The organism is Streptomyces sp. NPDC008238, assembly GCF_042956445.1.
Classification (GTDB): Bacteria; Actinomycetota; Actinomycetes; order Streptomycetales; family Streptomycetaceae; genus Actinacidiphila.
This window is the reverse complement of record NZ_JBIBGK010000010.1, coordinates 135167-148942: the sequence shown is the minus strand read 5'-3', so window position 1 is coordinate 148942 and position 13776 is coordinate 135167. Positions and strand designations below refer to the sequence as shown.

Annotated in this window: 7 protein-coding genes; 5 read left to right on the top strand and 2 right to left on the bottom strand. The window is 73.6% G+C overall.

The window, feature by feature from the left end; genetic code table 11:
* The first annotated feature begins 2 nt into the window (after positions 1 to 2).
* Positions 3 to 2414, top strand: a complete 2412-nt coding sequence (locus tag ACFZAU_RS22005; protein WP_500553598.1) for an SUKH-4 family immunity protein — start codon at positions 3 to 5, stop codon at positions 2412 to 2414.
* A gap of 90 nt (positions 2415 to 2504) precedes the next feature.
* Positions 2505 to 3473: a cellulose-binding protein gene (locus ACFZAU_RS22000; RefSeq protein WP_500553597.1), complete on the top strand. Its 969-nt coding sequence runs from the start codon at positions 2505 to 2507 to the stop codon at positions 3471 to 3473.
* Here ACFZAU_RS22000 and ACFZAU_RS21995 read toward each other — a convergent pair.
* Positions 3458 to 4042 (bottom strand): Uma2 family endonuclease, encoded by a 585-nt coding sequence (locus tag ACFZAU_RS21995; protein WP_500553596.1) that lies wholly within the window; start codon positions 4040 to 4042, stop codon positions 3458 to 3460. The genes ACFZAU_RS22000 and ACFZAU_RS21995 overlap by 16 nt on opposite strands.
* 4 nt (positions 4043 to 4046) lie before the next feature.
* Positions 4047 to 5531 carry an MDR family MFS transporter gene (locus ACFZAU_RS21990; RefSeq protein WP_500553595.1) on the bottom strand — a complete coding sequence of 495 codons (1485 nt, stop codon included), beginning with the start codon at positions 5529 to 5531 and terminating at the stop codon, positions 4047 to 4049.
* Positions 5532 to 5900: 369 nt separating this feature from the next.
* Here ACFZAU_RS21990 and ACFZAU_RS21985 point away from each other — a divergent pair, with 369 nt between their 5' ends.
* The 3 genes from ACFZAU_RS21985 to mfd all read left to right on the top strand — a co-directional run bounded on the left by ACFZAU_RS21985 (position 5901) and on the right by mfd (position 13753).
* Positions 5901 to 6689, top strand: a complete 789-nt coding sequence (locus ACFZAU_RS21985) for an ABC transporter ATP-binding protein (RefSeq protein WP_499512247.1) — start codon at positions 5901 to 5903, stop codon at positions 6687 to 6689.
* On the top strand, positions 6686 to 9265 hold the full coding sequence (locus ACFZAU_RS21980; protein WP_500553594.1) for an ABC transporter permease: 2580 nt from the start codon (positions 6686 to 6688) through the stop codon (positions 9263 to 9265). Before ACFZAU_RS21985 ends, ACFZAU_RS21980 begins: the two co-directional genes overlap by 4 nt.
* 948 nt (positions 9266 to 10213) lie before the next feature.
* Entirely contained in the window at positions 10214 to 13753 is a 3540-nt protein-coding gene (mfd, locus tag ACFZAU_RS21975; RefSeq protein ID WP_500553593.1) for a transcription-repair coupling factor, read from the top strand.
* Positions 13754 to 13776: the final 23 nt, after the last annotated feature.

Here is a 13776-nt window from a genome sequence, read left to right as displayed (position 1 = left end):
ACATGGTCACGTTCGCGCAGGCGCAGGAGCGCGCCGAGCGGTGGATCAACGCCGACGTCCCCGCCTACCTCGCACGCGCGGTGCAGGTGCGGGAGTTCGACCGGGGCTTCGTGGTGTGGTCCGAGCCCAGGGACGGCGGTCCGACCTCCGACGACGGGGAGACCCGCATCGTCATCGCCCGGGACAGCGGCGAGGCCACGCTCTGGCCCGCGCTGCCGGTGGGCGAGGTCATCCGCCGCTGGGAGGAGGTCTACGGCGCCTCGGCCGGCGCGGTCGCGGACGCCGTGCCGGAGCGGCCCCGGCGGGTCGACCTGGAGGCGACGTCCTTCCTGCTGAGCCCGCCGCAGTGGCTGCAGGACGCCGCCGACCGGCTCGGCATCCCCGACCGCCGCGAGGCGCCGGACGCAGCCCCGGCGCCGGTCACGGTCCAGCCGGTCACGACCCAGCCGCCCGCGCCCGCCCCGGTGACGACCCCGCCGCCCGCCCCGGCCCCCGTCACCACGCCCGGGCCGGCGACGCCCACCCAGCCGTACATCCCGACCCCGACCCCGCCGATGCCGGCCTCGTACGGCGGTGCGCCGACCCCGCCGCCCGCGGCCTGGCGGGAGGCCAACGACAGCCATGGCGCGGGGGCTTCCGTGCCGCCGCCCGCGACCGTGTACGCGCCGCCCATCAGCGACTCGGACGACGCCCACACCCCGCCGCCGATGACGAGCGCCGACGCCAGCACCGAGCGGCTGCCCGGCGTGCCCGAGACCGGGACGCCGCTGCCGCAGCCCGACGCGCGGGGCGGTTACGGCTACCCCGGCGCCGGTGCGGGCGCGCCTCCGCCGCCCCCGCCGGCCCCCGGGCCCGGTGCCTACGGCTACCCGGGCGGTTCGGCCACGCCCCCGCCGCCGGGCCCGCCGCCCTCGCCGTTCGGGGGGCCGGCCGCGGCCCGGCCCGGCCCGCCCCCGCCGCCCCCGGCGCCGGCCACGCCCGCCCGGCCGGCCTCCGGCGACGTGCACCACGCCGCGACGATGCTGTCCCGCCCGGACGGACCGCCCCCGCCGCCCCCGCCGCCGCCCGGACCGGGCCGCGGCGCCGCCGACGTGGCCGCCGCCGAGACCTCCAAGGCGGCCCCTCCCGGGCCGCCCGCGCCCCCGCCCGGACCGGGAGTGCCCGGCACCCCGGCCGCCGGGTACGTGCCCACGCAACTCGTGCAGGCGCTCCCCGCGAACGACCGGCCCGGCCCGCCCGCACCGCCCGATGCGGGGGCCGGCGACGTGCACCGGGCCGCGACGATGCTGTCCCGCCCGGACGGCGGCGCCGGGGCCGCCGCACCGCCGCCCCCTCCGCCGCCCGGACCGGTGGCGGCGGCGCCGCAGCCCGCGGCGTACGGCTACCCCCAGCCGCCGCAGCCCCACGCCCCGGCCCCGCCCACCGGGGCGCCCACGGTCGGCCCCGGCTACATGGCCGTGCTCCGCTACCGCGCGCAGGACGGCTCCGAGCAGCAGCTGATCCGCCGCTCCGCACCCGGCACCCCGCACCCGGAGTGGCAGATCCTGCACGAGCTCCGCGCCCTCGGGGTGCCGCCGCAGGCGGTGCTGGAGCTGCACACGGAACTGGAGTCCTGCGACCTGCCGGGCGGCTACTGCGCCCGCATGATCCGCGAAACCTGGCCGCAGGTGCGGATCAGCAGCACCGCCCCGTACGGCAAGGACCACACGAGCCGTCGCGCGGGCGTCCAGCACCTGCTGACCCACCTCGGCGAGCTGCACCAGGTGGCGAGCGCCCCGGCGCACGCCCACCCGCACCGGGTGCCGATGCCCGACCCGCAGCACGTCCAGCGGGTCCCCCCGATCCCGCTGGACGCGATCGGGCACGAACTGGCGCAGTCCTTCGGGCCGCAGGGCGTGTTCCGTTTCGACCAGCGGGCGGTCGCCCGCCAGGGCGTGCCGGACCTGGTCGCGCAGACGCTCACCTGGTCCGGGCTGCCGGTGGACTTCGGCCCGTTCTTCTGGGCCCAGGCCCAGCCCGGCCGGCCGGTGCCGACCCTGGCGGAGCTCGCCGCCGAGCGGGGCGTGCAGCCGGCCCCGGACGCGGGTTCGTACCTGGTGATGGGCAATGACTTCGGCCGCCAGCTGTGCGTGCAGTACGGCACGGCGCACATCGTGGCGGTGCCGCTGGAGGCCGGGCCGGGCGGGACGGCGGCGACGCCGCAGTTCGCCAACACCAGCCTGCCGGAGTTCGTCCGCTGCCTGGCGCTGCTCGGGAAGATGTGGCGCTGGCGGCTGGGCCTGACGCCGGAGCAGGCCGGCCGCTGGACGGTCGACTTCCAGAACCAGCTGGCCGCGCTCGACCCGGCGGCCGTCGCTTCGCCCGAGCACTGGTGGCCGGTCCTCATCGAGCAGATGTGGGACGGGATGCTCTAGGCCCTGCCCGTCCCAGCGGCTCCGACCGGCCGGCCACCGGTCGGAGTGTCGCGATATGGGTAAATCGGGCAAATCCCCGAGAATGGGGGTATGAGTACGGCACAGCCCCGCGGCGGCCACGGCCTCGCCACCGTCCGTGGCCGCGGGTACCGCACCGAACAGGTCGACCGCTTCCTGGAGGAGCTGTCCGAGGACCGCGACGCCGCCTGGGAGCGGGCCGCGCGGCTCACCGTCCTGGCCGGCGAGATGAGCGCGGAGTGCGCGGCGCTGCGCGACGTGGTCTCCACGCTCTCCCCGCCCACCTACGAGTCCCTCGGGAAGGGCGCGCTGGACCTGCTGCGGCTGGTCGAGGAGGAGGCCACCTCCGTCCGCGAGCAGGCCGAGGAGGAGGCCCGGCACGCGCACGACGCGGCCGAGGCCGCCCGCCGCACCCTCATGGACGAGGCCCGCGCGGCCGCCCACGCCCGGCGCGTCGGCGGGGACGAGCACGCCGAGCAGCTGCTGGAGCGCTCCCGCACCGATGCCGGGCGGGTGCTCGGCGAGGCCCGGGAAGAGGCCGGCCGGGTCCGCGACGAGGCCGCCCGCGAACTCGACGCCGCCCGGCGGGAGAGCGAACACACGCTCGCCGAACTGGAGAAGGACCACCGCGAGCGCTTCGACACCCAGGAGCACGAACTCGCCGAGGGCGAGGCCGGGGTCGACTCCCGTACGGCCGAACTCACCTCCTACGCCGAGGCCATGGTCGACGACGCCCGCCGGGCCCTGGCGGAGACCGAGGAGGCCGCCCGGCGCCGCCAGGAGGAGGCCGACGCCACCGCCGCGGAACTCCTCGCCCAGGCCCGGGTACGGGAGGAGCGCATCCGGCTCGCCGCCGAACGCGAACTGCGCGAGCACGAGGTCCGCCGGGAGGAGATCCGCGAGCACCTCGCCCACGTCCGCAGCAGCCTCGCCGCCCTGACCGGCCGGGAGGTCCCCGAAACCGGGACCGAGGACGAACCGGGGCCCACCGCCCCCGACCTGCCCGCCCCCGCACCCGGGGACGATCAGGAACCGTCGTAGGCGGGGAACTCCCCGCTGTCCACGACCCACGGCCCCACGGTGACGGCGTCCCCGAAGGCGTAGTCGTGGCGGGCCCGGTACCGGGGGCCGTCGTCGCCGGGCGACGGTCCTGGATCGAAGAGCACGGCCAGCGTCTTGTCGCGCGGGTCGATGATCAGGTACAGCGGGATCCCCATGGCGGGGTAGTCCCGGGTCTTCTCGCGGTAGTCGTTCTCCGGGTTGGACGTGGACACGACCTCGGCGACCAGGGCGACGTCGGCGGGGTCGAGGAACCCGGGGGTGTCGAGGGCCTGTTCGGCCCCGACGACGAGGTCGGGGCGGCGCATGCGCCCTATGGCGGGCGCCTCGATCTCGGGACCGCTGTGGGCCACGTGACCGGACCAGTCCGGATCGCCGGCCATCTGCCGCTCGATCTGCCGTCGCAACCGGAGGGCGATCAGCTCGTGCCGGTTGACCGGCGACATCATCAGCGTGATGACACCCTCACCGATCTCCACGGCCCAGACGTCCTCGCGCCCCATCAGCTCGCCGGCGACGGCCCGCATGCGCGCGTAGGTCTTCGCGTCCACGGCGTCACCGTACCGCCGGGTCCTCCTCCAGGACCGGGAAGCGGCGGGGGGCCACCAGGAGGACGGCGGCCAGGGACAGGACCGCCGCGACGGCCGCGCCCGCGTAGACGTGGTTGACCGCCGCCGCGACGGCGCGGCGCACGTGGTCGTCGAGGTGGGCGGCCCCGGCGATCGAGTCGAGGTCGGTGCCGGAGCCGTGCAGCCGGGAGGCGAGGGTGGCGTTGGCGACGGCGCCGAAGACGGCCGCGCCCACGCTCTGGCCGACCTGACGGCAGAAGAGGATCGACGAGGTGGCGGTGGCGCGTTCGCTCCACGGGACGGTGGACTGGACGCCGACGATCAGCGGGAGCTGGAAGAGGCCGAGGGCCGCGCCGAGGGCCAGCATCACCAGGGTGGGCTGCCAGGCCGGACCGGCGTACGGGAGCATCACCAGCACGACGAGGACGACGGTCGCGGCCGCCATGCCCAGGGCGGCGGTGTTGCGGAAGCCGATGCGCAGGTAGACGCGGTTGCTGAGGGCCGCGGACAGCGGCCAGCTGAGCGTCATCACCGACAGCACGAAGCCCGCCGCGATCGGCCCGAGTCCGAGCACGGTCTGGGCGTACGTCGGGAGGAAGACCGTCGGGGCCACCATCAGGACGCCGAGCATGCCCAGGGCCAGGTTGACGGCGACGATCACCCGGCGCCGCCAGACCCAGCCGGGGATGATCGGCTCGGCGGCCCGGCGCTCCGCCCACACGGTCAGGGCGCCCGTCACGAGGCTGCCGCCGAGCAGCCACCACCGGGCCGCCCCGCCCTGCACGAGGCCGGTGATCAGCAGTCCGCCGGAGAGGAAGAGCAGCACCGCGCCGGGCCAGTCGACCCGGTGCCGGGTCCGCTCGGCGACCCGTTCGCGCAGGTGACGGGTGATGAGCAGCAGCGCGACCGCGCCGATGGGCAGGTTGATCAGGAAGATCCAGCGCCAGCTGGCGTACCCGGCGAACAGCCCGCCGCACAGCGGTCCGAGGACGGCGGAGACCGCCCAGACCGTGGAGATCGCCGCCTGGATGCGACCGCGCTCCTTCAACGGGTACAGGTCGGCGGCGATCGTCTGCACCGTCCCCTGGATGGCGCCGCCGCCGAGCCCCTGCACGATGCGGAAGGCGATCAGGCCGGCCATGTTCCAGGCCCCGGCGCACAGCAGGGAGCCCAGCAGGAAGATCCCGATGCCGGCCAGCAGCACGGGCTTGCGCCCGAAGGTGTCGGCGAGCTTGCCGTAGACCGGGAGGGTCACCGTGACCGCGAGCAGGTAGCCGGAGAAGAGCCAGGAGAAGACGGAGAAGCCGCCCAGCTCGCCGACGATCTGCGGCACCGCGGTGGAGATGATCGTGGAGTCCATCGCCGCCAGCGCCATGGCCAGCATCAGTGCGGCGACGACGGGGCCGCGCCGCGGCGGCCCGTCGGCGGACGCCGCGGCGGCGGCGGTCGCGGTCTGCTCGGTGCGTTCCACGGGACCCCCCTGGTGTGTGTACGACACACGATTTCATGCCCGTCCCCAGCGCGGACAGGGGGTTCCCGCAGGCCGGACGGCGGGGCTTGAACCTCCCGCGACCGGAGGGTGCAGTCTCGACCCCGAGCCGGGGTCCGCCGAAAGGTGCAGACCCCCTAGGGGTCCCACCCGACTTTCTCCTACCCCCGGTTCGTACCGGCGGAGGACGAGGGGGCCCTCCTGGGCTCCCTAGCCTTCTGGTGGGGCTAACCCCCGGGCCGATACGGAGACCCGCACCATCGTTCCGGCCCCCTCCCCGAAGCCAGTCTTGGTACACGACGAAGCCCGCCCGGCGACGGCGGCGACCACCACCCGAACAGGAGCAGACCAGTGACAACGGCAGTATCGATTCCCAAGTCCGGGGGCAGCGGAGAACGTACGGCCGTGGCCGCCCGGGCCCGTCAGGTCACCAAGGCGTACGGCTCGGGCGAGACCCGGGTCGTGGCCCTCGACGCGGTCGACGTCGACATCGACCGCGGCCGCTTCACCGCGATCATGGGGCCGTCCGGTTCCGGCAAGTCGACCCTGATGCACTGCCTCGCCGGTCTCGACACGGTGACCGACGGAAGGATCTGGGTCGGTGAGACCGAGATCACCAAGCTGAAGGACAAGAAGCTCACCCAGCTGCGGCGGGACAAGATCGGCTTCATCTTCCAGGCCTTCAACCTGCTGCCGACCCTCAACGCGGCCGAGAACATCACGCTGCCCATGGACATCGCCGGCCGCAAGGCCGACCCCCAGTGGCTGCAGCGCGTCGTGGAGACCGTCGGTCTGGCCGGCCGTCTCAAGCACCGGCCCGGACAGCTCTCCGGCGGCCAGCAGCAGCGCGTCGCCGTGGCCCGCGCCCTGGCCGCCCGCCCGGAGATCATCTTCGGCGACGAGCCGACCGGCAACCTCGACTCGCGCGCCGGCGCCGAGATCCTCGGCTTCCTGCGCCGCTCGGTCGACGAACTCGGCCAGACCATCGTCATGGTGACGCACGACCCGGTCGCCGCCTCCTACGCCGACCGCGTCCTCTACCTCGCCGACGGCCGGATCGTCGACGAGATGCGGGACCCGACCGCCGACTCCGTCCTGGAGCGCATGAAGGACTTCGACGCGCGCGGGAGGACGTCGTGACCGTCGTCAAGACCTCGATGCGCAACTTCGTCGCGCACAAGGGACGTATGGCGCTGTCCGCCATCGCCGTCCTGCTGTCGGTGGGCTTCGTCTGCGGCACCCTTGTCTTCACCGACACCATGACCTCCACCTTCGACAAGCTCTTCGCCGCCACCGCGTCGGACGTCACGGTCACGCCCAAGGGCGCGCCCAGCGACGACCAGATGCAGATGACCACCAAGGCGGCCACCGTGCCCGCCGCCACGGTCGAGCGGCTGAAGGAGGTCGAGGGCGTCGAGTCCGCGACCGGAGAGGCCGGCAGCCAGACGCTCACCGTCACCGACGCCGCCGGCGACAACCTCGGCCCGACCTCCGGCGCCCCCACCATCGCCACCAACTGGGACTCCACCGAGCTGCGTTCGGTCGACGTCACCTCCGGCCACGCCCCGCGCGGCCCCACCGAGGTGATGGTCGACGCCGACACCGCCGACAAGAAGCACCTCGAACTGGGCGACGAGCTGCGGGTCATCGCCATCCCCGGCGAGTTCCACGCCCGGATCACCGGCATCGCCACCTTCAAGGTCACCAACCCCGGTGCGGCGATCTTCTACTTCGACACCGCCACCACCCAGACCAAACTGCTCGGCGCCAAGGACGTCTTCACCAGCGTCGGCGTGACCGCGAAGCCCGGCGTCACCGACGAGCAGCTGAAGAAGGTCGTCACCGCCGCCCTCGGCTCCACCGCCGGCTACAAGGTGCAGACCCAGGCCGAGTGGACCGCCGAGAACCAGAAGGACATCGCCGGCTTCCTCGACGTCATCAAGTACGCGATGCTCGGCTTCGCCGGGATCGCCGTCCTCGTCGGGATCTTCCTGATCGTCAACACCTTCTCGATGCTGGTCGCCCAGCGCACCCGCGAGATCGGCCTGATGCGGGCCATCGGCGCGAGCCGCCGCCAGGTCAACCGCTCGGTGCTGGTCGAGGCGCTGCTGCTCGGCGTGGTGGGTTCCGTCCTCGGCATCGGGGGCGGCGTCGGGCTCGCCGTCCTGCTCATGAACCTCATGGGCAGCGCGGGTATGAACCTCGACACCTCGTCCCTGACGGTCAAGGCCTCCACCCCGGTCATCGGGCTCGTCCTCGGCGTCGTGGTGACCGTCCTCGCCGCCTACCTGCCCGCCCGGCGGGCCGGCAAGGTCTCCCCGATGGCCGCGCTGCGCGACGCCGGGACCCCCGCCGACGCCCGGGCAGGGAAGGTGCGCGCCGCGATCGGCCTGGTCCTCACCCTCACCGGTGCCGCCGCCCTGCTCGCCGCCGTCCAGGCCACCAAGGCCGCGGAGGGCTCGATGTTCCTCGGTCTCGGCATCCTGCTCACCCTGGTCGGCTTCGTGGTCGTCGGCCCGCTGCTGGCCGGCGTCGTCGTCCGGATGATCAGCGCGGGCGTCCTGCGGGTCTTCGGCCCGGTCGGCCGCCTCGCCGAGCGCAACGCGCTGCGCAACCCGCGGCGCACCGGCGCCACCGCCGCCGCCCTCATGATCGGCCTCGCGCTCGTCGCCGCCCTCTCCGTGGTCGGCTCCTCCATGGTGGCCTCGGCGACCGACCAACTCGACAAGTCGGTCGGCGCGGACTTCATCATCGCCTCCGACAGCGGCCAGCCGATCACCCCGCAGATCGAGCAGGCGATCAAGGCCGCGCCGGACCTCGCCCACGTCACCGACTACAAGTCCCTCGACGTGAAGCTCACCGCCCCCGACGGGTCGGTGTCCGACACCTCCCTGTCCGCCGCGGACCCGACGTACGCCCAGGACCTCCAGGTCAAGACGGTCGCCGGCGAGCTGTCGGCCGCGTACGGGGCCAACGCGATGTCGGTCGGCGAGGGCTACGCCGACAAGCACAAGGTCAAGCTCGGCGACAAGCTCTCCGTCCGCTTCGAGCACGGCGACACCGCCACGCTGACGGTCGCCGCCATCACTTCCGCGGACACCGTCTTCGACCAGGGCGCGATGTACACCAACATCACGACCGCGGCGCGCTACGTCCCGGCCGACCGGATGCCGATCAACGACATCATGTTCGCCGCCGCCAAGGACGGGCGGCAGGACGCGGCCTACGCGGGCCTGAAGAAGGCGCTGCACGACTTCCCGCAGGTCCAGGTCCGCAACCAGGCCGACTACAAGGACATGCTCAAGGACCAGATCGGCCAGCTGCTCAACCTGATCTACGGCCTGCTGGCCCTGGCGATCATCGTCGCGATCCTCGGCGTCGTGAACACCCTCGCCCTGTCGGTGGTCGAGCGCACCCGGGAGATCGGCCTCATGCGGGCGATCGGCATGTCGCGGCGGCAGCTGCGGCGCATGATCCGCCTGGAGTCGATCGTCATCGCCCTCTTCGGCGCGGTGCTCGGCCTCGGGCTCGGCATGGGCTGGGGCGCCTCCGCCCAGCAGCTCCTGGCGCTCCAGGGGCTCGGGATCCTGGAGATCCCCTGGCCGACGATCATCACGGTCTTCATCGGCTCCGCCTTCGTCGGACTCGTCGCGGCCCTGGTGCCGGCGTTCCGGGCGGGCCGGATGAACGTGCTGGGCGCGATCGCCACGGAGTAGGCCTGACGGCCTGGCCCCGGGTCCGCCTCGCGCGTGCCCGGGGCCGCTGTCGTGTGCGGCGCCGTTGTGGTTGCTGTTGGGTTTCTCCCCCACCCTCCCGCCCGATTGCCCGGCATGGTTGGTGCGGGGCTCGCTCTGTTGGTTGGTGGGCCGGGGGCGGGGCCTCCGGGGTGGGCATTCTGTACCGCATATTTATGTGCATGGCGGGCACCACTCGTCGGTGCCGTCGCTGCCGCACATCAAATACACGTCAGCGTCCAGAACGCCCACCCTCCCCCAGCCTTCGGCCGGGGGTGCCCCCACCTCCCCCACCCCCTCCGTATCCGTGGCGACCAACGGCCGGTGGGTGGTCAGAAGGCGGTCCGGGGCAACCCGGTTGCCTCACTGACCCCCCACCGGCCGTTGTGCGCCCATACGACGGGAGGGGGTGTGTCGGGGTGCGCCCATGGGGGTCCCCCCGGCCGAAGGCTGGGGGAGACGAGCGGCGGACGCGGTGCCGAATGATGTGGACGCAAACCGCGAGCGTTCTGGGGGTCCCCCCGGCCGAAGGTTGGGGGAGTGCGCCGGCGCGGCCACGACCCCCGACGAACTTGCGCAGGCCCGCACCAATCGCGCCGGATGGGGGTCCCCCCGGCCGAAGGCTGGGGGAGGGCGGGAGGCTGGGAGACGGCCCGCCGCAGGCGCAACGGACCCGCACTGTCCGCGCCGGGCAATCGGGAGGGGGTGGGGGAACAGCCCGCCGCAGGCGCAACGGACCCCCACATGAGACTCGGGCCCCGCAAGGCGCGGCCCCCGTGGGAGGCAGGGCGGGGCAGCACGGGGCACGACCCCGGGAAGGATGCGGCACCGGGTGTCCGCGGAGCGTCGTACGCTGGGACACCCCGGCCCGTTCCACGCGTCGGGCTGTTCGCGTTGCCCCGCCTGTCTGCCTCTGGGACGGAAAGCCACATGAGCCTCAACGGTCTGCTCGACGTCGTCGTGGACGACCCCGCGCTCGCGGAGGCGGTCCGCGGCGCAGCGGACGGCAACCGCCCGCACGTCGACCTGGTGGGTCCGCCCGCCGCCCGCCCGCTGGCCCTGGCCGCGCTCGCGGCCCGCACCGGCCGCACGCTGCTGGCGGTGACGGCCACCGGCCGCGAGGCCGAGGACCTGGTCGCGGCCCTGCGGTCGCTGCTGCCCGAGGACTCCGTCGTGGAGTACCCGGCCTGGGAGACGCTGCCGCACGAGCGGCTGTCCCCGCGTTCTGACACCGTCGGCCGGCGCCTGGCCGTGCTGCGCCGGCTGGCGCACCCCAGCGCGGACGACCCGACCGCCGGCCCCGTGCGGGTTGTGGTCGCCCCGATCCGCTCGGTGCTCCAGCCGCAGGTCAAGGGCCTGGGCGAGCTGGTCCCGGTGGCACTGCGGACCGGGCAGACCGCCGATCTGAACGCGGTCGTGGACGGCCTCGCGGCGGCCGCGTACGCCCGGGTGGAGCTGGTGGAGAAGCGCGGCGAGTTCGCCGTGCGCGGCGGCATCCTGGACGTCTTCCCGCCGACCGAGGAGCACCCGCTCCGGATCGAGTTCTGGGGCGACGACGTCGAGGAGATCCGCTACTTCAAGGTGGCCGACCAGCGCTCGCTGGAGGTCGCCGAGCACGGTCTGTGGGCGCCGCCCTGCCGGGAGCTGCTGCTCACCGACGAGGTGCGGGCCCGTGCCGCGGAGCTGGCGGAGGAGCACCCGCAGCTGCGCGAGCTGCTGGACAAGATCGCCCAGGGCATCGCGGTGGAGGGCATGGAGTCGCTCGCCCCGGTGCTGGTGGACGACATGGAGCTGCTGCTGGACGTGCTGCCGGCCGGGTCGCTGACCGTGGTCTGCGACCCGGAGCGGGTGCGTACCCGGGCCGCCGACCTCGTGGCGACGAGCAGGGAGTTCCTGGAGGCGTCGTGGGCCGCCTCGGCCGGGGGCGGGGAGGCGCCGATCGACCTGGGCGCGGCCTCGCTGTGGAGCATCGCGGACGTGCGCGACCGGGCCCGTGAGCTGGGCGTGCCGTGGTGGTCGGTGAGCCCGTTCGCGGCCGATGACGAGCTGGACGCCGACACCCTCAAGCTCGGCATGCACGCCCCCGAGCTCTACCGGGGCGACACCGCCCGGGCGCTCGCGGACACCAAGGGCTGGCTGGCCGAGGGCTGGCGCGCGGTCTTCGTCACCGAGGGCCACGGCCCGGCCGCCCGCATCGTGGAGGTGCTGGGCAACGAGGGGATCGCCGCCCGCCTCGACACGGGCCTGGAGGGCCCGGTCGAGCCGTCCGTGGTCCACGTGGCGTGCGGTTCGCTGGAGAGCGGCTTCGTCGACCCGGCCCTGAGGATCGCGGTCCTCACCGAGACCGACCTGTCCGGCCAGAAGTCCTCCACCAAGGACATGGGCCGCATGCCGTCCCGGCGCCGCAAGACCATCGACCCGCTGACGCTGCAGGCGGGCGACTTCATCGTGCACGAGCAGCACGGCGTCGGACGCTACGTGGAGATGGTGCAGCGCACCGTGCAGGGCGCCACCCGCGAGTACCTGGTGGTCGAGTACGCCCCGGCGAAGAAGGGCCAGCCGGGCGACCGGCTCTTCGTGCCCACCGACCAGCTGGAGCAGATCACCAAGTACGTCGGCGGCGAGGCGCCCTCGCTGCACCGCCTCGGCGGCGCGGACTGGACGAAGACCAAGGCGCGCGCCAAGAAGGCGGTCAAGGAGATCGCCGCGGACCTGATCCGGCTGTACTCCGCCCGCATGGCGGCCCCCGGCCACACCTTCGCGCCGGACACCCCCTGGCAGCGGGAGCTGGAGGACGCGTTCCCGTACGCGGAGACCCCGGACCAGCTCACCACGATCGCCGAGGTCAAGGAGGACATGGAGAAGTCGGTCCCGATGGACCGGCTGATCTGCGGCGACGTCGGCTACGGCAAGACCGAGATCGCGGTGCGGGCGGCCTTCAAGGCGGTGCAGGACGGCAAGCAGGTGGCCGTCCTGGTGCCCACCACCCTGCTGGTGCAGCAGCACTTCGGCACCTTCTCCGAGCGCTACTCGCAGTTCCCCGTGGTGGTGAAGGCGCTCTCCCGCTTCCAGAGCGACTCCGAGGCCAAGGCCGTCCTGGAGGGCCTGCGCGAGGGCTCGGTGGACGTCGTCATCGGCACCCACCGGCTGTTCTCCTCGGAGACGAAGTTCAAGGACCTGGGCCTGGTCATCGTCGACGAGGAGCAGCGCTTCGGCGTGGAGCACAAGGAGCAGCTGAAGAAGCTCCGTGCCAACGTCGACGTGCTGACGATGTCCGCGACGCCGATCCCGCGCACCCTGGAGATGGCGGTCACCGGCATCCGCGAGATGTCGACGATCACCACCCCGCCGGAGGAGCGGCACCCGGTGCTGACCTTCGTCGGCCCGTACGAGGAGAAGCAGATCGCCGCCGCGGTCCGCCGTGAGCTGCTGCGCGAGGGCCAGGCCTTCTACATCCACAACCGGGTGGAGAGCATCGACAAGGCGGCGGCGCGGCTGCGCGACCTGGTGCCGGAGGCGCGGGTCGCCACCGCGCACGGGCAGATGGGCGAGTCGCAGCTGGAGCAGGTCGTCGTCGACTTCTGGGAGAAGAAGTTCGACGTGCTGGTCTCCACGACGATCGTCGAGTCCGGCATCGACATCTCCAACGCCAACACCCTGATCGTGGAGCGCGGCGACACCTTCGGCCTCTCCCAGCTGCACCAGCTGCGCGGCCGGGTCGGCCGCAGCCGTGAGCGCGGTTACGCGTACTTCCTGTACCCGCCGGAGAAGCCGCTCACCGAGACCGCGCACGAGCGGCTGGCGACGATCGCCCAGCACACCGAGATGGGCGCCGGCATGTACGTCGCGATGAAGGACCTGGAGATCCGCGGCGCGGGCAACCTGCTCGGCGGCGAGCAGTCCGGCCACATCGCAGGCGTGGGCTTCGACCTGTACATCCGCATGGTGGGCGAGGCCGTCGCCGACTACCGGTCGGCCCTGGAGGCGGGCGGCGGCGAGGCCGAGGAGGCCCCGCTGGAGGTCAAGATCGAGCTGCCGGTCGACGCCCACGTCCCGCACGACTACGCGCCCGGCGAGCGGCTGCGCCTGCAGGCATACCGGGCGATCGCCTCGGTCAACTCCGAAGAGGACATCAAGGCCGTCCGCGAGGAACTCACCGACCGCTACGGCAAGCTCCCGGAGCCGGTGGAGAACCTGCTGCTGGTGGCCGGGCTGCGGCTGCTGGCCCGCCGTCTCGGGGTCGGCGACATCACCCTGCAGGGCAACAACGTCCGCTTCTCGCCGGTGGAGTTGCGCGAGTCGCAGGAGCTGCGGCTCAACCGCCTCTACCCGCGCACGGTGGTGAAGCAGGCGGCCAGGCAGATCCTGGTGCCGCGCCCCACCACGGCGCGGATCGGCGGCAAGCCCGTGGTCGGCCGGGAACTGCTGGCGTGGACGGCGGAGTTGCTGACCGCGGTGCTGGACGGCTGAGGCGGCCGCCGCCTCCGGGGACG

Bases quoted from the DNA above. Each gene is read 5' to 3' on its own strand.
- ACFZAU_RS22005 (WP_500553598.1), top strand. From the start codon at position 3: ATGGTCACGTTCGCGCAGGCGCAGGAGCGCGCCGAGCGGTGGATCAAC.
- ACFZAU_RS22000 (WP_500553597.1), top strand. From the start codon at position 2,505: ATGAGTACGGCACAGCCCCGCGGCGGCCACGGCCTCGCCACCGTCCGT.
- mfd (WP_500553593.1), top strand. From the start codon at position 10,214: ATGAGCCTCAACGGTCTGCTCGACGTCGTCGTGGACGACCCCGCGCTC.